The sequence below is a fragment of the Roseisolibacter agri genome, assembly GCF_030159095.1.
Taxonomy (GTDB): domain Bacteria; phylum Gemmatimonadota; class Gemmatimonadetes; order Gemmatimonadales; family Gemmatimonadaceae; genus Roseisolibacter; species Roseisolibacter agri.
Map to the genome: position 1 here is coordinate 505,545 of NZ_BRXS01000001.1, position 24,778 is coordinate 530,322.

Here is a 24,778-nt window from a genome sequence, read left to right on the forward strand (position 1 = left end):
TCATCGCAGCGACTCCAGGTAGGCCAGCAGCGCCCGCAGCTCGTCGGGGCGCATCTCGTTCGCGGGCATGCGCGTCCCGGGCTTGAGGCTCTGCGGGTCGATGATCCAGCCGGCCAGGTGGCCGCGCGTGTTGGGCAGCGTGCCGGCGGCGAGCGAGCGGCGGCTGGCGAGATGCGTCAGGTCGGGCGCGACGCGTCCGCCGGCCGGCGTGCCGCGGATCTGGTGGCAGACGGCGCACGCCTTCGACATGAAGACCTGCTGCCCGGCGAGCTGCAGCGAGTCGGCGGGCGGCCGCGCCTCCGCGTGCTGCGCCGCGTACCACGCGCGGAACTGCGCTTCGGGCTCGGCCACCACCACCAGCGCCATCTTCGCGTGCTGGTGGCCACAGAACTCCGCGCACTCGCCGCGGTAGATCCCCGGACGGTCCGCCTGCACCGTGAGCACGTTGCGCTGGCCCGGCACGAGGTCGCGCTTCCCGTGCAGCGTCGGGATCCAGATGGAGTGGATCACGTCGCCCGACTCCAGCTCCAGCAGCACCGGGCGGCCCACGGGGACGTGGATCTCGTTCGCCGTGGTGACCGTGCGCGCCGAGACGGTGTCGCGATACTCCACGCGCCACCACCACTGCATGCCCGTGACGCGCACCGTCAGCATCTCGCGCGGGCGCTCGATCGCGGCCAGCGCGCGCGTCGTGACGAGGTCGGCGAACAGGAAGGCGAAGAGCACCACGATGGTCGCGCCCACCGCCGCGCCCACCCAGCGCCGTCCGCGACGCTCCGCGTCGGGCGCGGGCTCGATGGTCGGCACGGCGGGCGCCCGCTTGCGGTGCGTGACGGCCACGAACAGCGCGGCCATCGTGAGCGCGTACACCACGGCCGAGACGCCGAGCGCGATCCACCAGAGCCGCGCGATGTGCGCGGCCTGCGGGCCCGCGGCGTCGAGCGCGCCCTGCATCAGTCCCCGCCGCCCGGCGGCGCGGGCGGGAGCTGCTCGGGGTGCACGCGCGAGCTGTCGTCCAGGCCGTGGCCGCGCGTGTTCGGATCGGGGGTGCTCTCGCCCAGGTGCTCGCCCCGCGGGCTCCATGCGTCCTTGCGCGTCAGCCCGCCCAGCGTGCGCACGTAGGCCACCAGCTTCCACACCTCCGAGTTGCCCATCCGGCCGCGGTACGAGGGCATCCCGTGCGGGCGCCCCTTCACGATCGTGTCGAAGACGTTCTCGGGCTCACTGCCGTAGATCCACTCGTCGTCGCTCAGCGCCGGCCCGATGCCGCCGCCGCCGCCCGGCGCGTGGCACCCGGAGCAGTTCATCTGGTTGTAGAGCCGCTGGCCCTCGCCGATCGCCCACGCGTTGTCCTGGTAGGTGCCGGCGGTCGGCTCGGGGACCGGCGGGCCCGCGTGCAGCGCGCTGGTGCGCACGAGCGTCTCGTCGCTGGCGCCGGGCGGGATCGTCTGGAAGTCGCGCTTCTCGCGGTCGCACGCGCCGGCGGCGACGAGGGCGAGCAGGAGCGCGGCGCGCGTGGCGCGTCTCATGGGATGACGCATGGAGTGGGTCATGGGCGCGCTCCCGCGACCGTGGTCGCGCGTGGCGGCGTCGGGACGCGCGGCACGCCGTACGCGTCGAGGATCGCGGCCACCGCGTCGTGGCGGCGCGTCAGCACCGCCTGCACCTCGTCGCGCAGCGCCGCGTCCTTGCGCCGCACGCCCATCGACACGTCGAAGGCGAGCGGCAGCGAGCGCGGGTCCACCTGCGGCGTGACCGGCACGACCGTCATCGGCACGCGGCCGCGACGCGCGAAGTAGCCGCCCAGCGGGCCCCACACGATCGCCACGTCCACGGTGCCGTCGGCCACCGCGTCGATGATGCGCGCGGGCGGGTTGGGCTCGCGGTAGTCGCCGTAGATGCTGAAGCCGACGACGTTCTCGACGATGCCGCGCGCGGCCAGCGCGTGCGCCGGCGGCGTGTTCGCGTAGTCGTCGCCGATGAACTGCACGCCGACCTTCAGGCGGCGCAGCGCGGGATCGTCGAGCGACGTCACGCGCGTGGCGGCGTCGCGGCGCTGCACGAAGGCGTACGACGACCGGTAGTACGGCCGCGTCGTCAGCACCATGTCGAGCCGCGTCGGCACGCCGGGGACGAGGTCGCACTTGCTGGCGTTCACCGTCTCGCGGAAGAAGCCGCGCCGCTGCGCCCACCACGTGTACTCCAGCCGCGCGCCCATCTCCCGCGCCAGCAGCTCGGCCAGCCTGTTCTCGAAGCCCTCGCGGCGGTCGTTGCTGAACGGGAGGTTGTTCGGATCGGCGCAGACCCGGAGCACGCGCCCACGGGCCGCGGACGCCGAGCGTCGAGCGTCGAGCGTCGAGCGTTGAGCGGCCGGCGCGGAATACGCCTCCGCGGCCGTCGCGAGCGCCAGTGCGAGTGCCGGTAGCAGCAGCGCGACGACGTCGCGGAGCCCGAGCCGTGGCGGCGTGGATGCACCTCGCCGCTCGCCGCTCGACGCTCGACGCTCGTCAGGGGAGCCCGAAGACATACAGCGTCCCTCCTCGCACGGTGTGTTGCCGCAGGTCGGCCGAGGCGCCCACCGCGCCGTCGCTGCCGGTGGAGTCGGCCGGGTCGGCGTGGGCCTCGACCGTCGCCGCCATCCAGCCGCCGGGACCGTCCATGACGGCGACGTACTGCTTGCCGTCCGGCCCGCGGAAGGTGATCGGCGGCGCGACGATGCCGGCGCCGGTGCGGAACTGCCACAGCAGCTGGCCCGTGCGCGCGTGCACCGCGCGGAACCAGCGGTCCATCGTCCCGTAGAACACGACGTCGCCGGCGGTCGCGAGCGCGCCGCCCCACAGCGGGAAGCGCTCGCGCCGCGACCACACCTTGCGGCGCGCCACCGGATCCCAGGCGAAGAACTCGCCCCGGTGGCCACCCGGCCCGGCGTAGGCGCGCGAGATCGCGCCCAGGTACGGCGTGCCCTCGATGTAGTTCGCCTCCGTCCCCTCGACGTCCTCGCAGAGGTTGTTCCCGGGGACGTAGACGAGGCCCGTGCGGAACGAGTACGCGGTCGGCTCGTGGTCCTTCGCGCCCTGCACCGACGGGCAGATCTCGCGCGTCACCTTGCCGTGGCGCACCCAGCGCTCGGGGTTCTCGCGCGGCGCGCCGGTCTTGAGGTCGACGCCGTGCATCACCGTGCTGTACGCGAACGAGTCGGCCGCCACGACCTCGCCCGTCGCGCGGTCGAACAGGTACATGTAGCCGTTCTTCTCGGCGCGCAGCAGCAGCTTGCGCGGCCGACCGCCCACCGGCAGGTCGAGCAGCACGCTCTCGTTGATCGCGTCGTAGTCGTTGCGGTCGTGCGGCCAGATCTGGTACGCCCAGCGCGCCTCGCCGGTGTCGGGGTCGCGCGCGAACAGCGTCGCCGCCCACTTGTTGTCGCCGGGGCGGAGGTCGGGATTCCAGGGGCCCGCGTTGCCGGTGCCGTAGTACAGCAGGTCGAGCTCGGGGTCGTACGAGAGCCAGCCCCACGACGTCGCGCCGCCGTTCTTCCAGCCGCCCGGCTGCCAGGTCGTCGCGCCGAGGTCCTTCCCCTGGTCCTTGGCGTAGAACGGCTTGAACGCGGGGCCGATCAGCACGTCCTTGTCGCTGCCGGTGCCGTACGCGCGCCAGGCAATCTTCCCGGTGGCCGCGTCGAGCGCCGTGAGCCACCCGCGCGCGCCGAACTCGCCGCCGCTGTTGCCCACGATCACCTTGCCCTTCACGACCAGCGGTGCCATCGACATCGTCTCGCCGCGCTCGATCGCGCCGAGCGTGGTGCGCCACGCCTCGCGCCCGGTGGCCGCGTCGACGGCGACCACCTGGTTGTCGAGCGTGGTGAAGAAGACGCGGCCGTCGGCGTACGTGGGCCCGCGGTTGATGTGCCCGCAGCAGCTCACGCCGGGCGCCGCGGGGATGAACGGCGGCGCGTACTTCCACTTGATCGCGCCCTGCGCCCCCACGTCGAGCGCGTACAGCTCGTTGGGGAAGGGCGTCACGACGTACATCGTCGTGCCCACCACCAGCGGCGTCCCCTCGTGGCCGTACGGGTTGCCGGTGGACCAGGTCCACGCGACGTGCAGGTTCTTCACGCTGGCGGCGGAGATCTCCGCGAGCCCGCTGTAGCGCGTGTTCGCGTAGTCCTTCGCCGCCATCGTCCACTGGCCGTCCTCCGCCGGCAGGTTGGTGGCGACGGTGCCGCTGGGCGCGGCGAGCGTGCGCATCTCCATCGCGCCGGCCTTGTTGACGGCCGCCTCGAAGTTCGGCGTCTCGTTGCCGCGGCACGCGGCGGCGAGCAGCGGAGATGCGAGGAGCGCGGCCGCGAGGAGCGCGCGGGCCGCGCGGCGCTCAGGGCAGCGCGAAGACATAGAGCGTCCCTCCACGGTTGGTCACGGCGGGCAGGTCGGACATCGCGCCGGCGAAGCCCAGCGCCACCGTGGAGTCGCGCGGGTCGGCCGCGCCGGCGACGATCGCGCCGGACCAGCCGCCCACGCCGTCGAGGATCGCCACGTACTGCTTGCCGTCGGGCCCGCGGAAGGTGATCGGCTGGCCGATGATCCCCGACGCGGTGCGGAACTGCCAGAGCAGCGCGCCGGTGCGCGCGTCGACCGCCTTGAACCAGCGGTCCATCGTGCCGTAGAAGACGACGTCGCCCGCCGTCGCCAGCGCGCCGCTCCACACGGGAAAGGGCTCGCGCAGCTTCCACGCGGCGCGGCCGCGCACCGGGTCCCACGCGGTCACTTCGCCGCGGTGGCCGCCGGGCCCCGGATACATGCGCACGTTCGCGCCCACGTACGGCGTGCCCTCGATGTAGTTGGCCTCCGTGGACTCGAAGTCCATGCAGAGGTTCTGGTGCGGCAGGTAGACGAGCCCCGTGCGCGGCGAGAACGCCGACGGCTGCCAGTCCTTCGCGCCGGGCGCCGCGGGGCAGATGTCGCGCACCACGCGGCCCACGCCGGGCTCCTTGCCGCTCACGAGGCGCAGCCGCCCCGTCGCGGTGTCCACGCCGCGCGTCGTCGTGACGTGCGCGTACGGCGTGGCCGACAGCACCTGTCCGGTGGCGCGATCCAGCACGTAGACGTAGCCGTTGCGCTCCGGGCTCACGATCACCCGGCGCTGTCGCCCGCCGATCGGCAGCTCCAGCAGCAGCGGCTCGTTCACGCCGTCGTGGTCCCACACGTCGTGTGGGTTCCACTGGTAGAACCAGCGCGCCTGCCCGGTGTCGGGGTCGCGCGCGAACAGGCCGGCCGTCCACTTGTTGTCGCCGGGCCGCATGTCGGCGTTCCACGGGCCGGGGTTCCCGGTGCCGTAGAAGACGAGATCGAGCTCCGGATCGTACGAGAGCCAGCCCCACACCGCGCCGCCGCCGTGGCGCCACATCCCCGCGGGCCACGTGTGCACGCCGAGGTCGCGCCCGCGCTCCGACGCGTAGAACGGCCTGAAGTCGGGGCCGATCAGCACGTCCTTGTCGGGTCCCGTGCTGTACGCGCGCCACGCGATCTTGCCGGTGTTCGCGTCGAGCGCCGTGAGCCATCCGCGCACGCCGAACTCGCCGCCGCTGTTGCCGACGAGGACCTTTCCCTTCACGACCAGCGGGGCCATGGTCATCGTCTCGCCGCGCTCGATGGCGCCGACGGTGGTGCGCCACGCCTCCTTCCCGCTCGTGTCGACGGCGACGACCTGGTTGTCGAGCGTGTTGAAGAAGAGCTTCCCGTCGGCGTACGCGGCGCCGCGGTTCACGACGTCGCAGCAGGCGACGCCGGGCGCCGCGCGCAGGTGCGGCGGGCGGTACGTCCACTTGAGCGCGCCGCCGTTCGCCAGGTCGAGCGCGTACAGCTCGTTGGGGAAGGGGCTGACGACGTAGAGCGTGCTGCCGACGACCAGCGGCGCCGCCTCGTGCCCGCGCCGCACGTCGGTGGTGAAGGTCCACGCGAGCCGCAGCCCGCGCACGTTGGCCGCGGTGACCTGCGCGAGCGCGCTGTAGCGCGTGCTCGCGTAGTTCTTCGCCGGCATCGTCCACTGCCCGTCGTCGGCGGCGGGGTCGGTCGCCGCCGCGCGCGCAGCTGGCGCGCCGTCGGCGTCGCACGCGGCGAGGACGAGGGCGGCGGCGCAGGTCGCGCGGCGCGCGAGGGTGTGCGCGCGCCGGGCAGCGGTGTGGTCGAACGCGAGCGTCAAGTGCAGGGCCGTGTGTACGATGGCGTACGGCGGCGGCCGCGGTGGACCCGGGACGCCGAGTCGGGCGCATCCCGTCGATCCCCATCACCCCATGCGCGCTCGACCCTGCGCGTCGGCTAGCAGATCGCGTACCAGAGTCGGAAAGCGGCACCAGACGCGACGAGTGCGCTACCTCCGCAGTCGCGACAGCGCGAACTGCACCGCGAGATCCGTCGTGCTCCACAGCTGCACGTCGGCACCGGAGCCGTAGCGCACCGGCGTCAGCCGGCCGCCCGGGAACTCGTAGCTCCACAGCTCGCTCTGGAAGCCCGACGCCTCGACCGCCGCGACCACGCGATCGGCCGCGTCGCGCAGCTCGCGCACGTACGCCGCGCGCGCGGGATCGGTGCCCGCATCGGCGCCTGCGTCCGCGATGCGGCCCGCCACGCCCAGCAGGAAGAGGTTCACCTCGCGCCCCCACGCCACGCGCGGGCCGTGATAGGCGTCGCGCACGAACGCGCGCCACACCGCCGGCGTCGCGTACGCGTCGTTCGCCACCACCGGCCCGACGCGGTCGATGAACAGGCCGACGGGATACGCGCGCACGAACAGCCGCACGTCGCGCAGCACGCCGGCCGCCGTCGCCGAATCGGGGGCGCCGGCGCGCGCTGCGCCCTCGCCGAGGAAGAGCCGCGTGCCCGGGTCCGAGTTCGCGACGCCGATGGGCCGCGCGTCGGCGTCGAGCGCGAGCGCGAGGAAGCGCAGCGAGTCGCGGTCGGCGCCGGTGCGCGCGAGCACGCGCGTCCAGTGCGCGCGCTCCGCCGCGGGCATGATCGCCAGCCGCGCCGCGACCTGCCGGCGCACGGCCTCGGGCCCCAGCCGCACGACGAAGTGCCGCTCGGCGCCCCACCAGGTGTCGATGGCGCGGCGCAGCGCCGCGGTGTCGCGCACCCACGCGCCCAGCGGCGTGCCGGCGGCCAGCTCGGGCAGCGCGCCCGCCAGCGAGTCGCTGCGGAAGCCGAGCGTCCCCAGCGCGGCGAGGATCTCGGCCATCGACTCCAGCGCGTGCGGCGCCCAGACGGCGTTCACGTCCATCGCGTAGCGGCCGTTCGCGTAGCCCACGCCGCTGTCGCGCCAGCTGAGCGCGGCCCAGCGCGCGGAGTCGCGCGCGGCGAACCCGATCAGGTGGTCGGGCGTGGGCGCGGCGGCGTACGGCGCGGTCATGCGGGCGACGAGCGCGAGCTCGCGCAGCATGCGCGTCAGGCGCGGCTCGCCGCCGTCCGTCGCGTCCAGGAGGAAGGCGCGCTTGCGCGCGGCCGGCACGTCGGGGTCGGCGAGCCAGCGCGCGGTCACCACCGGCAGCTGCAGCTCGTCGTCGATCATGTGGTAGTTCTCGCGCACGCGGCGATGGTCGCGCAGCACCGCGGCCGCGCGCGCCAGCAGGCTGTCGGCCGCCGCCGCGTTGCCCGCGGCCGTCGCGCGGCGCCGCTCGTCCAGCAGCGCGACGTACTCCGACGCCGCCTCGCGCACCGCCTGCCCGCCGAGCGCCTCCTCGTGGCTCACCTGTCCGGTGGGCGAGAGCTTGCGCAGCGCGCTGGCGATCACGAACTCCGACATCTCGTCGCGCCAGATGGGCCGCATCATGAGCGCCGTCACCAGCATGTCGCGGCCGAAGTAGGTGGCGTAGGTCGGCAGCCCCGCCATCAGCTTGTCGCGCGACGACAGCAGCTCGACGCCGCGCACCTGCCGCTCCATCCAGCGCCCGCGCAGCGCGGCCGTGTCGGTGCCCGTGCCGTGCTGCGCCGCGGCGACGAAGGCGAGGAACTCGGGCGTGAAGATCTCCTGGCGCGACAGGCGGCCGAGCGGCGCCGCGGTGGTGGCGATGCGCACCGTGAACGGCACCGTGCGTCCAGTGCGCGCGCGCAGCGTCAGCACGTCGCCCGCGCGCGTCGCCGTGACCCGCCGCGGATCGACCGCGACGTCGAGGCGCAGCGTGTCGCGCGCGTCGAGCGACAGCTGCGTGACGCGCGCGACCCAGGCGTCGGCGCCGGTCGTCACCGCGATCGTCGGGCGCAGCCGGGCGCGCAGCGTGGCGACGTCGGGGGCGTGCACCAGCGCCAGGTGCTCGCGCCGCACGTCGGCCGGCAGGCGATCGAGCGCGGCCAGCAGGCGCTCGGTCTCCTCGAGCGCGAACGGCGCGCCGCCGTACGGGGCGCGGTGCTTCCCCCACGCCTGGAAGTCGCGCTCGACGCGCATCGAGCCGAGCAGGAAGAAGCCGAGGCGCACGGTGGGCGACTCGGCCTCGAGGGCGTGCGCGAGCGTGCGCGCGCGCGGCGGCCCGCCGACCCGTGCGGAGTCGGACGTCCAGCGGAGCGGCGCCGGGCGGCCGCCGGCGTCGCGGGCCGTGAAGCCGAGGCTCTCGTTGTCGGCGTCGGCCCACAGGTGCACGACGCGCCCCTCGCGCCGGTCGAGGTAGACCTGGACCGTGTTGCCCGCGGCGTCGCGCCAGAAGCGCGTGCGGTAGCCCCGGTAGGCGGCGCTGTCGTCCATCCCCGTTTCGGGGAATGAAAGCACGGCTGGAACGGTCCGCGTACTGTCGGCGTTCTGCGCCAGCTGCGTCAGCAGCGCGAGCGTGAGCGGGATCATGCGGCGTCGGGGTGAGGGTCGGCGTAGGAACGTTCCATTCCGCTACCGGGGTCGCGTCGTTCGTACACGACCTTGACAATGCGCCGGCCGGAAGGGATATCTGGCCGCGCGACCCGAAGCCAGCAGGGTGGACCGCGGGGCGACCGCGGGTGGAACGTGCTCCGGCGTACGGTGGAGCACGCGTGACGTGCGGGACGATTCCGTGGTCCGCTGGGGCATGCGGGACGGTGGGGACGGCGGCTGCACGCGGCGCGATGGGGATGCGCGCGGGCCGCCGGCGGTGCGGTGCATGAGGTCCGGTTCGGCATGAGGCGCGGTCTCCCGCAGGAGCGGGCGACGGCGTCACGCATGCCGGAACGTCGATGACCGACCAGGGCAGGTGGACCGGGTGGCAGTGGAGGGTGGATGCAGTCCGACTCCCAGCAGCACGCACGTTCGTGGGCCCGCGCGGCGTGGCCCCTCGCCTCACCCCGGGCCCGACCACCCGTGCGCTGACGCCTCGCCGAGCTTTCCGGCGCGCCCACGGGCCGCGCCGTCGCAACCGGCAGCGTGGCCGACCGGCCGCCCGCCGCGCCCAGGACCCCTCCGCGTCGTGTCCACGCCGACCGAGGGCGATGTCCAAACTCCGCAGCCTCCAATGGAGGGCAGACGTATGGCAGCAGTGGCTCGTGGCCTCTTCCCGGTGTTCGTCGGCGGCCTGCTGCTCGCCGGCTCACTGGGCGCGCAGGCCCCGACGGGCACGATCAGCGGGCGGGTCGTCGACTCGACGTCGCAGCAACCGCTCGCGAACGTGACGGTCTCCATCGTGGGCACGCAGCGCGGCGCCCTGACGCGCAACGACGGCGGCTTCGTCATCGCCCAGGTCCCCGCCGGCGCCGCCCGGGTGCGCGCGGCGCGCATCGGCTATGCGTCGCGCGAGGAGGCGGTGACGGTCAACGCCGGCGCGACCGCGACCGTCAGCATCTCGCTCCCGTCCGTCGCGGCGAGCCTCTCCGAGGTCGTCGTCGTCGGCTACGGCACGCAGCGCCGCGAGGCGATCACCGGGTCGGTGGCCAAGGTCGACGCCGACGCCGCCAACCTCGGCGTCATCGCCAACCCGACCGCGCTGCTCAACGCGCGCGTGGCGGGCGTCAACATCACGGTCAACAACGGCGAGCCGGGCGGCGGGGCGCAGATCCGCATCCGCGGCGGCACGTCGATCAGCGCCAGCAACGATCCGCTCTACGTGATCGACGGCGTGCCGATCCAGAACGACAACACCGTCGCTACGGGCGTCGCGATCGGCAACACGGCGGCGCTCGACCGCAACCCGCTGAACTCGCTCAACCCGAGCGACATCACGTCGATGACCGTCCTCAAGGACGCGGCGGCGACGGCGATCTACGGCAGCCGCGGCGCCAACGGCGTCGTGCTCATCGAGACCAAGAAGGGCGCCGGCGGCACCTCGCAGATCGAGTACGAGGTGGCGGTCGGCGCCGCGACGGCGGCCCGCAAGCTCGACGTCCTGAACGGCAGCGAGTACCGCAGCTTCGTCCAGTCGCAGATCAGCAACGGGAACCTCCCGGCCACCGCGAACGCCAGCCTCGGCACGGCGAACACGGACTGGGAGGACGAGATGACGCGCGTCGGGTACACGCAGAACCACAACCTGGCGTTCTCGGGCGGGTCGCAGACGACGCAGTACCGCGCGGCGCTCAACTACTTCGACCAGCAGGGCGTCGTCATCGCCAACGGGCTGACGCGCTACCAGGGCCGCGTGAACGCCAACCACCAGGCGATCGGCGGCAAGCTGCAGACGGGCGTCAACCTCACGGCGTCGCGGGTCAACAACAAGTACCTGCCGTTCGACAACACCGCCGGCTTCGACGGCGGCGTGTTCACGAACGTGGCCGTGTTCAACCCGACGCAGCCGGTCCTCACGTCCACCGGCACGTTCTACGAGGTGGGCACCGGCGCGCAGTCGATCCGCAACCCGGTGGCGCTGGCGCGGCAGATCAACGACGTCGCGCCCGAGAACCGCGTCCTCGGCAACGTCAACGCGTCGTACAGCCTCCTCCCGAGCCTGACGGCGCGCACGACGGTCGGCATCGACTTCGCGAACTCGGTGCGGCAGACCTACCTGCCGCTCACGAACCCGGTCGGCGCCTCGACCAACGGCCGCGCGCGCCAGGCCGAGCGCGACCTGCAGAACGTGAACTTCCAGGGGCTGCTGACCTTCGCGCCGGACATCAGCGAGTCGAACGACATCGAGGTCCTGGGCGGCTACGAGTTCTCGCGCTTCGACAACCGCGGCTTCGAGGCCGAGGCGCGCGGCTTCCGCACCGACGCCTTCTCGTTCAACAACCTGGGCGCCGGCACGCTCGAGGGCGCGCCCGCGCCGACGTCGTACATCGAGCAGAGCCGCCTGGTGTCGTTCTTCGGGCGCGCCAACTACGGCTTCCGCAACCGGTACTTCCTCACCGGCGTGCTGCGCTACGACGGCTCGTCGCGCCTGGCGCCGGGCAACAAGTGGTCGGTGTTCCCGGCCATCTCCGGCTCGTGGCGCCTGAGCGAGGAGGGCTTCCTGAAGGACGGCCCGTTCTCGAACCTGAGCCTCCGCGCCGGCTGGGGGCGCCAGGGCAACCAGGCCGTGAAGCCGTACGCGACGCAGCTGCTGCTGAAGACCAACAACAGCGCGCGCTATCCGTTCGGCGACCAGGTCATCACGGGCTTCGCGGCGTCGCAGGTCGCCAACCCGAACCTGAAGTGGGAGACGTCGGAGCAGATCAACGTCGGCTTCGACTACGGCTTCTCGAACGACCGGTTCACGGGCGTCCTCGACTTCTACCAGAAGGACACGAAGGACCTGCTGCTCGACGTGCCGGTGGCGCAGCCGGCCGTGGTGAGCACGCGCATCGAGAACGTCGGGTCGATCCGCAACCGCGGGATGGAGCTGTCGCTCGACGCGCGGATCTTCGACGGCGCGACGCGCAGCCTGTCGTCGGGGCTCGTGCTGAGCGTGGAGCGCAACGAGGTGGTGGAGCTGGGCCTCGACCGGCAGTTCATCATCACCGGCGTCGTCAGCGGCCAGGGCCAGTCGGGCAAGTTCGCGCAGCGCCTGATCCCCGGCGAGCCGATCGGCACCTTCTGGGGCGCGGAGTTCGTCGGCTTCAACGACAAGGGCCAGCAGATCTTCAACAAGTACACGGTCACGCGCGACGCGCAGGGCCGCGAGACCGGCCGCACGCTGAACGGCACGACGACGACGCCGACGGGCGACGACGAGCGCATCATCGGCAACGCCAACCCGGGCTTCAGCCTCGGCCTGCGCAGCAACGCGACGTGGAACCGCTTCGACGCCAGCTGGCTGTGGCGGGGCGAGTTCAACCGCGACGTCTTCAACAACACGGCGCTCGTCTACTCGACGACGGCGAACGCCAAGCAGGGGCGCAACTTCCTGTCGTCGGCGCTGAGTCAGGGGGACGCGTTCGGCGAGCCGGCGATCTACTCGTCGCGCTGGATCGAGGACGGCTCGTTCGTCCGCCTGCAGAACGTGACGATCGGCTACCGCTTCCGGCTGCCGAGCGGCTTCGCCGGTGGGCGCGAGACGCGCGTCTTCCTCTCGGGCGACAACCTGCTGCTCTTCACGCCCTACGAGGGGCTGGATCCGGAGGTGTTCGTGCGCGCCGGCGACGGCGTGACCGGCACCGCGTCGCGCGGCATCGACTACCTGGCGTATCCGCGCGCCCGGACCTTCACGACCGGCGCCCGCATCCAGTTCTGATCCCTCGAGTCAGTCATCCGGAGCCCATGCCGACCTATCTCTCGCAGACCCTCCGTCGAAGTGCCCTCGGGGCCCTGCTGCTCGCCGCGGGGTCCCTGGGCGCCGTCCAGGGCTGCACCGACCTCACCGAGACGCCGCGCGACGCGCTGACGCCGGCCAACGCGTTCAAGACGGACCAGGAGATCCTGGCCGGCGCGGCGGCCGTGTACGCGCAGCTGCGCTCGACGCAGTGGGGCTACTACAACCTCAGCGAGATCACGTCGGACGAGCAGCTCGTCCCGACGCGCGGCAGCGACTGGTTCGACAACGGCCGCTGGCTCGAGATCTACCGCCAGTCGTGGAACTCGAACTCCGGCTCCGCGCTGGAGGACATGAACGGCGTCTGGAACGACATGTTCTCGGGGGTCGCGAAGGCGAACCTGATGATCAGCGTCGTCGAGGCGAGCAACAGCGCGAACAAGGAGGCCAACCTCGCCGAGCTGCGGACGCTGCGGGCGTGGTTCTACTATGTGCTGATGGACTTCTTCGGCGGCGTGCCGCTGGTGACGACGACCGAGGTCGAGCCGCGGGCGAACGTCTCGCGCGACTCGATCTTCAAGTTCATCGAGTCCGAGCTGAACGCGGCGCGCGCGGTGCTGCCCGACAAGCCGGCGCAGTACGGCCGCGTGAGCAAGGGCGTGGCGAACGCGATCCTCGCGAACATGTACATCAACGCCCCGGTGTTCCAGGGGACGGTGACGGCGGGCGGGCTGCAGCGCGCGGCCGGCCGCTACCAGAACGCGATCGACGCCGCGGACCGCGTCATCAACTCGGGCGTGTACTCGCTGGCGTCGGACTACAAGGCGAACTTCGCGGTCAACAACGAGACGTCGCCCGAGAACATCTTCGTCATCGCCAACACGTCGGCGCCGCCGGGGCTCGGCATGAGCCTGCAGATGCGGACGCTGCACTACAACCAGCACGGCGTGCAGGGCGGCCCGTGGAACGGCTTCGCCGGGCTGGCGGAGACGTACCGCACCTACGACCAGGCCGACGTGCGCCGCAGCGTGTGGCTCACCGGCCCGCAGATCAGCTTCGTGACCGGCCAGCCGACGACGGACCGCCAGGGCGCGCCGCTGGTCTTCACGGACACGATCGGCGACATCACGAAGGCGAACGAGAACGAGGGCCCGCGCCTGCTCAAGTACCCGCCGCTGCTGTCGGCGCCGAACGGCGACTCCTTCCCGAACGACTTCGTGTACTTCCGCCTGGCCGAGATGTACCTGATCAAGGCCGAGGCGCTGAACGAGCTGGGACGGACGGCGGAGGCGATCGCGCTGGTCAACCGGATCCGCGAGCGCGCGTTCGAGCCGGACAAGCCGCTCAGCACCGGCCTGTCGCAGGCGCAGGCGCGCCAGGCGATCCTGAGCGAGCGCCTGTTCGAGTTCGCCGGCGAGGCGAAGCGCCGCCAGGACCTGATCCGCATGGGCGGGCTGCCCGGCGTCACGCTGACCTTCACGGGGGCGCGCCAGTTCAAGACGGCGCAGTCGCCCTACAAGGTGCTCTTCCCGATCCCGGCCACGCAGCTCCAGAACAACCCGCTGCTGGTCCAGAACGCCGGCTACTGAGGGGGCGACACCCGCCCCACGGCCTCCCGTCATCGCCTGCTCCTGTCCAGGGGGCAGGCGATGACGTATATGAGACGCAGTGTCCCGCGGCGCGCCGCCGGGACCACCTCCCGCCGAATCCCTCCGAAGGGCATGACCCAGACGTACGCCGCCTGGCCGCGCGCGCTCGCCGCGGCCGCGCTGCTCGCCGGCACCCTCGCCTGCGCGGGCGCTGCCGGCTCCGCGGACGACTCCACGGCCGCTGCCGCGCCCCGCGGCGAGGCCCCGCCGGTGGACGGGCACCTGTTCACGCGGCTCCCCGCGTCGTACACGGGCGTCCACTTCGTCAACCGGCTGGAGGACAGCGACACGCTCAACGTCTTCACCTACCGCAACTTCTACAACGGCGGCGGCGTCGCGATCGGGGACCTCACGGGCGACAGCCTGCCGGAGCTCGTGCTGACGTCCAACCTGGGCGGGGCCACGCTCTACCTGAACGAGGGCGGGCTGCGCTTCCGCGACGTCACCGCGAAGGCCGGCATGAAGGGGAAGGGCGGCTGGACGACCGGCGTGACGATGGCCGACGTGAACGGCGACGGGCGGCTGGACGTCTACGTGTCGCACGCGGGCCCGGACGCCGACCGCCGCGCCAACGAGCTGTGGGTCAACCAGGGGACCGACGCGTCGGGCGTGCCGACGTTCGTGGAGCGCGCGGCCGAGCACGGGATCGCGGACCGCGGCTACTCGAGCCACGCGGCGTTCCTGGACTACGACCGCGACGGGGACCTCGACCTGTTCGTGATCAACAACTCGCCGCGCCCGGTGAGCAGCTTCGGGATGCGCAACACGCGGCACGTGCGGGACTCGCTGGGCGGGCACCGCCTGTATCGCAACGATGCCGGGAAGTTCGTCGACGTGAGCGAGCAGGCCGGCATCTACGGCAGCGAGATCGGCTTCGGGCTGGGGCTGGGCGTGGGCGACGTGAACCGCGACGGCTGGCCGGACGTCTACGTCGCCAACGACTTCTTCGAGCGCGACCACCTGTACGTCAACCGCGGCGACGGCACGTTCGACGAGGCGGGCGACCGGCAGATGCCGGTCATGAGCTACTTCTCGATGGGGATGGACGTGGCCGACGTCGACAACGATGGCTGGCCGGACGTCTACACCACCGACATGCTGCCGGAGGACGAGTACCGCTTCAAGACGACGTCGTCGTTCGAGGGGTGGGACGTCTACCAGACCAAGCTGCGCAACGGCTACGGGCACCAGGCCATGCGCAACATGCTGCAGCGCAACAACGGCGACGGGACGTTCAGCGACGTCGGCCAGATGGCACACGTCGACAAGACCGACTGGAGCTGGAGCGCGCTGATCGCGGACCTGGACCTGGACGGGCTGAAGGACGTCTACGTGACGAACGGGCTGCTGCACGACGTCACGTCGCAGGACTACATCGCCTTCCTCGCCAACGACGCGACGCGCGAGCGCACCGTGCGCGGCGGGAAGGTGGACTACATGCAGCTGATCCGCGCGATGTCGTCCACGCCGCTGCCGGACTACGCGTTCCGCAACGCGGGCGACCTGCGCTTCACGAACGAGGCGAAGGCGTGGGGGCTCGACACGCCGAGCTTCTCGAACGGCGCCGCGTACGGGGATCTGGACGGCGACGGCGCGCTCGACCTGGTGGTGAACAACGTCAACGCCGAGGCGTTCGTCTACCGCAACAACGCGCGCACGCTGCACCGCGACCGGCACTGGCTGCAGGTGCGGCTGGACGGCGCGGGGCTCAACCGCTTCGGCGTGGGCGCGCGCGTGACACTGTGGCAGGGCGACGCGCAGCAGGTGCAGGAGCAGGCGCCCGCGCGCGGCTTCCAGTCGAGCGTGGACCCGGTGCTGACGTTCGGGCTCGGCGCGCGCGCGGCCGCGGACTCGGTCACCGTGGCGTGGGCGGACGGCCGCACCAGCGTACTGCGGCAGGTCGCCGCCGACCGGCGGCTGACGGTGCGCCAGGCCGACGCCCCGGCGCCCGCCGCCGCGCCCGCGCCGCCACGCGCCGCGTCGCCGTCGACCACGCTGCTCGCCGACGTCACCGACCGCACGCCGTTCGACTTCGTGCACCGCGAGAACGACTTCGTGGACTTCGACCGCGAGCGGCTGCTCCCCAAGCTCCTCTCGACCGAGGGGTCGTACATGGCAGTGGGCGACGTGAACGGCGACGGCCTGGACGACGCGTACGTGGGCGGCGCGAAGGAGCAGCCCGGCCAGCTGATGCTGCAGGCGCGCGATGGGAGCTTCCGCCGCAGCAACCCCGGCGTGTTCGAGCCAGACGCGATCTCGGAGGACCTGGGCGCGGCGCTGTTCGACGCCGACGGCGACGGCGACCTCGATCTCTACGTCGTGAGCGGCGGCAACGAGTTCTCGGAGCTCGCGCCCGCGCTGCAGGACCGCCTCTACGTCAACGACGGGCGCGGCGGCTTCCGCAAGACGACCGGCCAGCTGCCCGAGGAGTACGAGAGCGGCTCGCGCGTGGTGGCCGCGGACTACGACCGCGACGGCGACGTGGACCTGTTCGTCGGCGGGCGCGTGGTGCCCTGGAAGTACGGCGCGAGCCCGCGCAGCCTGCTCCTGCAGAACGACGGGCGCGGGCGCTTCACCGACGTCACCGACCGGCTGGCGCCCGCGCTCGCGCGCGCGGGGCTGGTGACCGACGCCGTCTGGCGCGACGTGGACGGCGATGCGCGCCCCGACCTGGTGGTCGTCGGCGAGTGGATGCCGATCACCGTCTTCCGCAACGCCGGCGGCGGGAAGCTCGCGCCGCTGGCGGTGGCGGGGCTCGCGCAGAGCGACGGCTGGTGGAACCGCATCGTCGCCGGCGACTTCACGGGCGACGGCAGGGTGGACTTCGTGCTCGGCAACCTGGGGCTGAACACGCGCCTGCAGGCCAGCGCCGCGCAGCCGGTGACCATGTACGTGAAGGACTTCGACGGGAACGGCTTCGCGGAGCAGATCCTGGCGACGTACAACGAGGGGAAGGCGTACCCCTTCCCGCTGCGGGACGACCTGATCAAGGCGATCCCGCCGCTGAAGGCGCGCTTCCTCAACTACAAGGACTACGCGCGCCGCACGGTCGCCGACGTCTTCCCCGACTCGGCGCTGGCCGGCGCGGTCGTGCGCACCGCGCGCACGTTCGAGACGGCGCTCGCGCGCAACAACGGCGACGGCAGCTTCACGCTGGTGCCGCTCCCGCGCGAGGCGCAGCTGGCGCCGGTGTACGGCATCCTCGCCGACGACGTGGACGGCGACGGCCGCACCGACCTGCTGCTGGCCGGCAACTTCGACGGCGTGAAGCCCGAGATCGGGCGCATGGCCGCGAGCTACGGCCTCCTCCTGCGGGGGGATGGCAAGGGCGGCTTCACGCCGCTGCCAGCGCGACGCTCCGGCTTCCGCGTCCCGGGCCAGGCGCGCGACATCCAGCGCCTCCGCACCCGCGACGGCGACGCCTACGTGGTGATGCGCAACAACGCCCGTCCGCTCGTCTTCCGACCCGCTTCCCGCGACTGACGATGCGCCCCGCTCTCCGTCCCCTCCTCCGGCTCGCCCTCCTCGCCGCGGCCGTCGTCGGCGCCGCCTCGTGCGGCCACGCGACGGCGACCTCGCGCCCCGCCGCCACCGACGCGGAGCTGCTGCACGGCGCGATGCGGCAGCTCACGAACGTCATCGTCTACGACATCTTCAGCCCGCCGCAGGCGAGCCGCGTCTACGCCTATGCCAGCGTCGCCGCCTACGAGACGCTGCGGCAGGGGCAGCCCGGCTACCGCTCGCTCGCGGGGCAGCTGCACGGGCTGACGCCGGTGCCGGCGCCCGACTCCGGTGCGGAGCTGTCGCTGCCGCTGGCCGGCGTGCACGCGTTCATGACGGTGGGCCGCGCGCTCACCTTCAGCCGCGCGCGCATGGACTCGCTGCGCGAGGCGATGGACCTCGAGTACCGCCGGCGCGGCCTGTCCGACTCGGTGTACGCGCGCTCCATCGCGTACGGCGAGCGCGTCGCCGATCACGTTCTGAAGTGGGCGGGCGGCGACCGGTTCAAGCAGAGCCGCGGCTACCCGAAGTACACGGTGACCACGGCGCCGGGGCGCTGGGTGCCGACGCCCCCCGCGTACATGGACGCCGTGGAGCCCAACTGGGCGATGCTGCGGCCGTTCGTGATGGACACGTCGAGCCAGTTCCGCCCCGAGCCGCCGCACCCGTTCGACACGCTGCCGACGAGCGCGTTCTACCGCGAGGCGCGCGAGGTCTACGAGACGCGCAAGGCGCTGACGGCGGAGCAGCGCGACATCACGGCGTTCTGGGACTGCAACCCGTACGTGATGAACGTGCGCGGGCACGCGATGTTCGCGAGCAAGAAGATCACGCCGGGCGGGCACTGGATGGGCATCGTCGCCATCGCCGCGCGGAAGTCGAACGCCGACGCGCTCCGGTCGGCCGAGGCGTACGCGCGGACGTCGGTCGCGCTCGCGGACGGCTTCATCAGCAGCTGGGACGAGAAGTTCCGGAGCAACGTGATCCGCCCGGAGTCGATGATCAACACGTACATCGATCCCGCGTGGGAGCCGCTGCTCCAGACGCCGCCGTTCCCGGAGTACACGAGCGGCCACAGCGTGATCTCGACGGCGGCGGCGGTGGTGCTGACGCAGCAGTTCGGCGACCGGTTCGCGTTCACCGACTCGACGGAGCTGGAGTACGGGCTCCCGGTGCGCTCGTTCACGTCGTTCGAGCAGGCGGCGGCGGAGGCGGCGATCAGCCGGCTGTACGGCGGCATCCACTATCGTCGCGCGATCGAGCAGGGGGTGAAGCAGGGACGGAAGGTGGGGGAGCTGGTGCTCGCGCGCGTGCAGACGCGTGTGCCGACGACGGTCGCAGCGGCGCGCGCGCCCTAGCTCCTCCTGGGACGGCGCCGGAAAAGCTTCCGACAGGATTACAGGATTAGCAGGATTTACAGGATTGATCCCGTGACCTGTCCGGCCTCCGCATGGCGCGTGGGACTCCGCGTGACGTGGAAGATCGAATCCTGTCAATCCTGTCAATCCTGTCCAATGCCGTTCACGATGCGTCCCGTCCGTCGCAATGCCGCCGCGCGCATCGTCGGCGCGCTGGCCGCGGCGCTGCTCAGCGCGAGTGCCGTCCACGCGCAGGTCACCGCGCCGCCCGGCGCGCTCACGGTCGCCTCGCCCGACGGCAAGAACGTCGCGGGCGTCGGCGTGCAGGACGGCCACCTGGCCTACTACGTCCAGCGCGGCGGGCGGTGGATCATCCAGCCGTCGCTGCTCGGCTTCGCCTTCCGGGGCGCGCCGGCGCTGCGCGACAGCCTGCGCATCGTCGGCAACGAGCGCCGGTCGTTCGACACGACCTGGACGCAGCCGTGGGGCGAGGTGGCGCGCGTGCGCGACCAGCACAACGAGCTGCGCGTGACGGTCGAGGAGCAGTCCGCGCCGCGACGCCGCTTCGTGCTCGCCGTCCGCGTGTTCGACGACGGCGTCGGCTTCCGCTACGAGCTGCCCCAGCAGGCCGCCCTGGGCGAGTTCGAGATCAGCGACGAGCTGACCGAGTTCACCCTGGCCGACAACGCGCGCGCGTGGTGGATCGCCTCCAACCGCCCGCGCCTCGACCGCTCGGAGCAGCTCTACTCGTCGGGGCCCGTGAGCACCCTCGACAGCGTGCAGACGCCGCTCACGATGGCCATGAGCAGCGGCACGCAGGTCGTCATCCACGAGGCGGACCTCGTCGACTACCCGCGCATGTTCCTCGCCGGGCCGCGCATGGAGGGCCGCACGCTGCGCGCTGCGCTGGCCCCGTGGAACGACGGCTTGAAGGTCCGCGGGCGCACGCCCTTCGTGACGCCGTGGCGCACCATCCAGCTCGCCGACCGCGTCGAGCAGCTCGCGCCATCCGTCCTCGGCCTCAAGCTCAACCCGCCGAGCCGGATCGCCGACACGCGCTGGATCCAGCCGCAGAAGTACGTCGGGATCTGGTGGGGGATGCACCTCAACACGATGACCTGGTCGTCGGGGCCCAAGCATGGCGCGACGACCGCGAACACGCGGAAGTACATCGACTTCGCCGCCGCGAACGGCTTCAGGGGCGTGCTGGTCGAGGGGTGGAACACCGGCTGGGACGGCGACTGGATCAAGAACCAGAACGCCTTCTCGTTCACGGAGGCGTATCCCGACTACGACCTGCGCGGGCTGGCGGCCTACGCGAAGTCCAGGGGCGTGGGCCTGATCGCGCACAACGAGACGTCGGGCGGCATCGCCAACTACGAGCGCCAGCTGGAGGACGCCTTCCGGCTCTACCAGTCGCTCGGCATCACGACGCTGAAGTCGGGCTACGTGGCCGACACCGTGGGCGGCGGGCAGTCCCACTACGGGCAGTTCGCCGTGCGGCACCACCGCAAGGTCATCGAGACCGCCGCGAAGTACGGCATCATGGTGAACGCGCACGAGCCGATCCACGACACCGGCGAGCGCCGCACGTGGCCGAACATGATGAGCCGCGAGGGCGCGCGCGGGCAGGAGTACAACGCCTGGAGCGGCGACAGCGGCAACCCGCCCGAGCACGAGACGATCCTCTTCTTCACGCGCCTGCTGGCCGGCCCGATGGACTTCACGCCGGGCATCTTCGACCTGATGCTCGCCAGCAGCGGCCGCCCGCGCACGCCCGAGGAGTCGCGCCCGCGCACGACGCTCGCCAAGCAGCTGGCGCTCTACGTCGTGCTGTACTCGCCGCTGCAGATGGCCGCCGACCTGCCCGAGAACTACGCGAACCAGCCCGCGTTCCAGTTCATCAGGGACGTCGCGGTGGACTGGGACACGACGCGCGTGCTCGACGCGCGCATCGGCGACTACGTGGCGGTGGCGCGCAAGGCGAAGGGCAGGGACGAGTGGTTCCTCGGCGCCATCACGGACGAGGAGGCGCGCACGCTGGACGTGCGGCTCGACTTCCTGCCGGCCGGCCGGCGCTACGTGGCCGAGGTCTACGCCGACGGCCCGGGGGCCAACTGGCGCGACAACCCGCTGCCGGTCGCGATCTCGCGCCAGCCGGTGACCGCCGCGTCGCGGCAGACGCTGCGCCTCGCGCCAAGCGGCGGCGTGGCGGTGCGCATCCGCCCCGAGCGGTAAGGCGGGTGCGCTGGTCGAACGTCATCCCGAGCGCAGCGAGGGATCCGCTCTCCCGCACGGTGGGGGCGCTGTGCGCGCTGGTGCTCGCGGGGTGTGCGGCGCAGCAGCCGGCGGCGCCGCCGCTGTTCGAGCGCCTCGCGCCGCGCGCCACTGGCGTGACGTTCGAGAACCGGCTCCCCGAGACGGCCGACTTCAACATCCTCAACTACCTGTACTACTACAACGGCGGCGGCGTCGCCGTGGGCGACGTCGACGGCGACGGGCGGCCCGACCTCTACTTCTCGTCCAACCTCGGTGAGAACCGGCTCTATCGGAACCTCGGCAACTTCCGCTTCGAGGACGTGACCGCGCGCGCGGGCGTCGCCGGGCCGCCGGGGTGGAAGACGGGCGTGACGATGGCCGACGTCGACGGCGACGGCCACGTCGACATCTACGTCTCCGCCGTCAGCTACCTGGGGATGCACGGCCGCAACGTGCTGTACGTGAACCGCGGCGACGGCACGTTCACCGACCGCACGCGCGAGATGGGGCTGGAGCACGTCGGCTACTCGACGCAGGCCGCCTTCCTCGACTACGACGCCGACGGCGACCTGGACATGTTCCTGCTCAACCACTCGACGCACAGCGAGCGGTCGATCGGGAACGGCGCGCGCGCGGACGGCACCGTGCCCGCGGCGGACCGGCTGTTCCGCAACGACCCTTCGCTTGACGGCTCAGGGCGGCGCTTTGCTGACGTGACGGAAGCCGCGGGCATCCGCGACGGCGTCGACGGCTACGGGCTGGGCGTGGTGGCGAGCGACTTCGACGGCGACGGCTGCGTCGACCTCTACGTCGCCAACGACTTCCAGGGGAACGACCAGCTCCACCACAACCGCTGCGACGGCACCTTCACCGAGATCCTCGGCCGCGCGACGGGCCACACGAGCCGCTTCTCGATGGGCGTGGACGCGGCCGACATCAACGACGACGGGCGGCCCGACCTGTTCGTGGGCGACATGCTCCCCGAGCGCGAGGACGTGCTCAAGACGTCGGCGAGCTCCGAGACGTTCAACCTGTTCAACCTGCGGCTGCGCGCGGGCTACCAGCCGCAGTACGCGCGCAACACGCTGCAGCTCAACCGCGGCGAGGCCGGCGGCACGCTCCGTTTCAGCGAGATCGGCTACCTGGCCGGCGTGCACGCCAGCGACTGGACCTGGGCGCCGCTGTTCGCGGACCTCGACAACGATGGGCGGAAGGACCTCTTCGTGACCAACGGGATCTACCGCCGCCCGAACGACCTGGACTACATCAACTACGTCGGCAACGACGCCAACCAGGCGGCGCTGGCGCAGGGGATCACGGCGCGCGAGCTGGCGCTGCTGCAGCGCATGCCGCAGGTGCCGCTCCCCAACCACGCCTTCCGCAACGACGGCGACCTGCACTTCACGAACGTCGCCGACCAGTGGGGGCTGGGGCAGCCCGGCTTCTCGAACGGCGCGGCGTACGTGGACCTCGACGACGACGGCGCGCTCGATCTCGTCGTCAACACGCTCGGCGCGCCCGCCGCGATCTACCGCAACGGCGCGCGCGCGGCCAACGGGAACGCGTACCTCACCGTGCGGCTGCAGGGCGAGGGCGCGAACACCGCGGGCTTCGGCGCGAGGGTCATGCTGAAGCAGGGCGGCGCGACGCAGCTGCTGGAGCAGCAGCCGACGCGCGGCTTCCAGTCGTCGGTCGATCCGCGGCTGCACTTCGGGCTGGGGAAGGCAGCGCGCGTGGACTCGCTGATCGTCGTCTGGCCCGACCGCCGCTTCCAGGTGCTCACGAACGTCGCGGCGAACCGCACGCTGACGCTGTCGCAGCGCGACGCCGCGGGCCGCTGGGCGCCGCCGCGCGACTCGGCGCCGCCGCTGCTGGCCCTCGCCGACCCCGCGTCCGCGATCGACTTCCGGCACGCCGAGAACGACTTCCTGGACACGGACCGCGAGCCGCTGATGCCGCACCTGCTGTCGGCCGAGGGGCCGGCGCTGGCGGTGGGCGACGTGGACGGGGACGGGCTGGACGACGTGTTCGTGGGCGGCGCCAAGTGGCAGCCCAGCCGGCTGTTCGTGCAGCAGCGCGACGGCCGCTTCGCGTCGCGGGACGACGCGGTGTTCGCCGCCGACAGCGTCACCGAGGACGTGGACGCGGCGTTCTTCGACGCCAACGGCGACGGGCGGCCGGACCTCTACGTCGTCACCGCGGGCAACGAGTTCTGGGGCGACGCGCCGCAGCTGCGCGACCGGCTGTACCTGAACGACGGCCGCGGGCACTTCCGGCACGCGCCGGACGCGCTGCCGCCCATCGCGCAGAACGGCGGCGTGGTCGCGCCGGGCGACTACGACGGCGACGGCGACGTGGACCTGTTCGTGGGCTCGCGCGTCGTGTCGCGCTCCTACGGGCTCACGCCACCGAGCCACCTGCTGCGGAATGATCCCTCGCCTGACGGCTCGGGACGCCGCTTCACGGATGTGACGCGCGAGGTCGCGCCGGCGCTGCTGGAGGCCGGGATGGTGTCGTCGGCCGCGTGGATCGACCGCGACGGCGACCGGAAGCTCGAGCTGGTGGTCGTCGGCGAGTGGATGCCGGTGCGCGTCTTCGCGCCGCAGGGCGGCCGGCTGGTGGACCGCACGCGCGAGGCCGGGCTGGCCAGCACCGAGGGGTGGTGGAACAGCGTCACCGTCGCGGACCTGAACGGCGACGGGCGGCAGGACCTCGTGCTCGGGAACCTGGGCCTCAACGCCTACGTCACCGCCAGCGACGGCGAGCCCGCCCGGATGTACGTCCACGACTTCGGCGGGACGGGCGTCCAGAAGCAGCTCCTGACCTTCTACAAGCACGGCGTGAGCTATCCGCTGGCCGGGCGCGACGACATCGTCCGCCTGGTGCCGCCGCTGCGCAGCCGCTATCCCAGCTACCACTCCTTCGGCGCCGCGCGCCTGGAGGACGTCTTCGACGCCTCGGAGCTGCGCGCCGCGCGCAGGCTGGAGGCGCGCCAGCTGGCGAGCGCGGTGGCGCTGGCGGGCGCGGATGGTGCATTCACGTTGCGACCGCTGCCGCGCGAGGCGCAGCTGGCGCCGGTGTACGCCTCGCTGGCGCGCGACTTCGACGGCGACGGGCACGTGGACCTGCTGCTCGGCGGCAACCAGCACGGTGTCCCGCCGATGCTGGGGCGCTACGACGCCAGCTACGGCCTGCTGCTGCGCGGCGCGGGCGACGGGCGCTTCACGCCCGTGGACCTGGCCGAGACGGGCGTCGCCATCGAGGGGCAGGTACGGGACCTGAAGGCGATGCGGCGCGCGGACGGCGGCTGGATGATCGCCGTCGCGCGGAATGGTGACCGGCTCCAACTCCTCCGACCGCTCCGCGCCGAGAGCGCACGTCCATGAGCACACGTCCATGAGCGCACGTCC

General features: G+C 72.4%; 12 protein-coding genes. 6 read left to right on the forward strand and 6 right to left on the reverse strand.

All coding sequences use genetic code 11. The features are described 5' to 3' along the window. The 6 genes from coxB to rosag_RS02145 all read right to left on the reverse strand — a co-directional run bounded on the left by coxB (nt 1) and on the right by rosag_RS02145 (nt 8,820). Nucleotides 1-954, reverse strand: a complete 954-nt coding sequence (gene coxB, locus rosag_RS02120; protein ID WP_284348361.1) for a cytochrome c oxidase subunit II — start codon at nt 952-954, stop codon at nt 1-3. After that, a complete protein-coding gene (locus tag rosag_RS02125; RefSeq protein ID WP_284348362.1) occupies nt 954-1,529 on the reverse strand; it encodes a c-type cytochrome in 576 nt (191 codons plus the stop codon). The genes coxB and rosag_RS02125 overlap by 1 nt, the downstream gene beginning before the upstream one ends. Nucleotides 1,530-1,549: 20 nt before the next feature. Further along, entirely contained in the window at nt 1,550-2,314 is a 765-nt protein-coding gene (locus tag rosag_RS02130; RefSeq protein ID WP_284348363.1) for a substrate-binding domain-containing protein, read from the reverse strand. A 193-nt stretch (nt 2,315-2,507) separates the two neighbouring features. Beyond that, entirely contained in the window at nt 2,508-4,388 is a 1,881-nt protein-coding gene (locus tag rosag_RS02135; RefSeq protein ID WP_284348364.1) for a PQQ-dependent dehydrogenase, methanol/ethanol family, read from the reverse strand. Further along, a complete protein-coding gene (locus rosag_RS02140) occupies nt 4,369-6,195 on the reverse strand; it encodes a methanol/ethanol family PQQ-dependent dehydrogenase (protein WP_284348365.1) in 1,827 nt (608 codons plus the stop codon). Before rosag_RS02140 ends, rosag_RS02135 begins: the two co-directional genes overlap by 20 nt. A gap of 168 nt (nt 6,196-6,363) precedes the next feature. Continuing rightward, nucleotides 6,364-8,820 carry a hypothetical protein gene (locus rosag_RS02145; protein WP_284348366.1) on the reverse strand — a complete coding sequence of 819 codons (2,457 nt, stop codon included), beginning with the start codon at nt 8,818-8,820 and terminating at the stop codon, nt 6,364-6,366. 661 nt (nt 8,821-9,481) lie between these two features. On the opposite strand from rosag_RS02145, the gene rosag_RS02150 reads away from it, so the two are divergent. The 6 genes from rosag_RS02150 (at nt 9,482) to rosag_RS02175 (ending at nt 24,754) form a co-directional block, all read left to right on the forward strand. Next, nucleotides 9,482-12,583: a SusC/RagA family TonB-linked outer membrane protein gene (locus rosag_RS02150; RefSeq protein WP_284348367.1), complete on the forward strand. Its 3,102-nt coding sequence runs from the start codon at nt 9,482-9,484 to the stop codon at nt 12,581-12,583. 26 nt (nt 12,584-12,609) lie between these two features. Then, nucleotides 12,610-14,190 carry a RagB/SusD family nutrient uptake outer membrane protein gene (locus rosag_RS02155; RefSeq protein ID WP_284348368.1) on the forward strand — a complete coding sequence of 527 codons (1,581 nt, stop codon included), beginning with the start codon at nt 12,610-12,612 and terminating at the stop codon, nt 14,188-14,190. A gap of 132 nt (nt 14,191-14,322) precedes the next feature. Continuing rightward, nucleotides 14,323-17,733, forward strand: coding sequence for a VCBS repeat-containing protein (locus tag rosag_RS02160; protein WP_284348369.1), 3,411 nt, complete (start codon nt 14,323-14,325; stop codon nt 17,731-17,733). A 2-nt stretch (nt 17,734-17,735) separates the two neighbouring features. Then, the gene (locus rosag_RS02165) at nt 17,736-19,109 is read left to right on the forward strand and encodes a vanadium-dependent haloperoxidase (protein ID WP_284348370.1); all 1,374 of its coding nucleotides are present in this window, start codon (nt 17,736-17,738) and stop codon (nt 19,107-19,109) included. 168 nt (nt 19,110-19,277) lie between these two features. Continuing rightward, nucleotides 19,278-21,347 carry a glycoside hydrolase family 97 protein gene (locus rosag_RS02170; RefSeq protein ID WP_284348371.1) on the forward strand — a complete coding sequence of 690 codons (2,070 nt, stop codon included), beginning with the start codon at nt 19,278-19,280 and terminating at the stop codon, nt 21,345-21,347. Nucleotides 21,348-21,352: 5 nt separating this feature from the next. Next, the gene (locus rosag_RS02175) at nt 21,353-24,754 is read left to right on the forward strand and encodes a VCBS repeat-containing protein (RefSeq protein WP_284348372.1); all 3,402 of its coding nucleotides are present in this window, start codon (nt 21,353-21,355) and stop codon (nt 24,752-24,754) included. Nucleotides 24,755-24,778: the final 24 nt, after the last annotated feature.

What these genes read in the sequence shown, in the direction of transcription:
- rosag_RS02135 (WP_284348364.1), bottom strand. Translation starts at nt 4,388, where the DNA reads ATGTCTTCGCGCTGCCCTGAGCGCCGCGCGGCCCGCGCGCTCCTCGCG.
- coxB (WP_284348361.1), bottom strand. Translation starts at nt 954, where the DNA reads ATGCAGGGCGCGCTCGACGCCGCGGGCCCGCAGGCCGCGCACATCGCG.
- rosag_RS02155 (WP_284348368.1), top strand. Translation starts at nt 12,610, where the DNA reads ATGCCGACCTATCTCTCGCAGACCCTCCGTCGAAGTGCCCTCGGGGCC.
- rosag_RS02160 (WP_284348369.1), top strand. Translation starts at nt 14,323, where the DNA reads ATGACCCAGACGTACGCCGCCTGGCCGCGCGCGCTCGCCGCGGCCGCG.
- rosag_RS02145 (WP_284348366.1), bottom strand. Translation starts at nt 8,820, where the DNA reads ATGATCCCGCTCACGCTCGCGCTGCTGACGCAGCTGGCGCAGAACGCC.
- rosag_RS02125 (WP_284348362.1), bottom strand. Translation starts at nt 1,529, where the DNA reads ATGAGACGCGCCACGCGCGCCGCGCTCCTGCTCGCCCTCGTCGCCGCC.
- rosag_RS02170 (WP_284348371.1), top strand. Translation starts at nt 19,278, where the DNA reads ATGCGTCCCGTCCGTCGCAATGCCGCCGCGCGCATCGTCGGCGCGCTG.
- rosag_RS02165 (WP_284348370.1), top strand. Translation starts at nt 17,736, where the DNA reads ATGCGCCCCGCTCTCCGTCCCCTCCTCCGGCTCGCCCTCCTCGCCGCG.